This is a genomic window from Desulfovibrio sp. JC022 (genome assembly GCF_010470665.1).
Lineage (GTDB): Bacteria > Desulfobacterota > Desulfovibrionia > Desulfovibrionales > Desulfovibrionaceae > Maridesulfovibrio.
In genome coordinates, this window is sequence record NZ_VOPZ01000092.1 from 1 (window position 1) to 482 (window position 482).

2 rRNA genes are annotated in these 482 nt (G+C 44.0%); both read left to right on the forward strand.

Features of this window, described 5'->3' with window-relative positions:
- Positions 1–141, forward strand: a 23S ribosomal RNA gene (locus FMS18_RS20345); the annotation flags it as partial.
- 230 nt (positions 142–371) lie between these two features.
- Positions 372–482 (forward strand): 5S ribosomal RNA (gene rrf, locus FMS18_RS20350); the annotation flags it as partial.

Below are 482 nucleotides of genomic sequence, written 5' to 3' on the forward strand. Positions count from 1 at the left end.
GGAAGCCTGCCTCAAGATTAGTTGTCCCTATGCTTTATGCATCTAAAGATTCCAGGTAGACCACCTGGTTGATAGGCTGGAGGTGTAAGTGCAGCAATGCATTCAGCTGACCAGTACTAATAAATCGTGCGACTTATTTTTCTTCTCTTCCCTTAACTTTGCTTATGGCACGCCATCTGCGAATTTTAAAATTTAATTTGTCAGCTCACGTATTAAGATACGCTTCGCCAACAAATGAAATTTGAAAATCCACATCTGACGCACCCTAAGTAAAGTTAAGCACTCAGAATCGAGCCTGAAGGCTCTCTGAACTGGAATAATTCTTCTCTATTTTAACCATATATTTTGCTCATCGAGAGCAAGCAAAATTTGCTTGCGACCACTGAGGAGAGGTCACACCCGACCCCATTCCGAACTCGGAAGTTAAGCTCTCCATCGCCGATGATACTGCTGGGTAGCCAGTGGGAAAGTAGGTCGTCGCA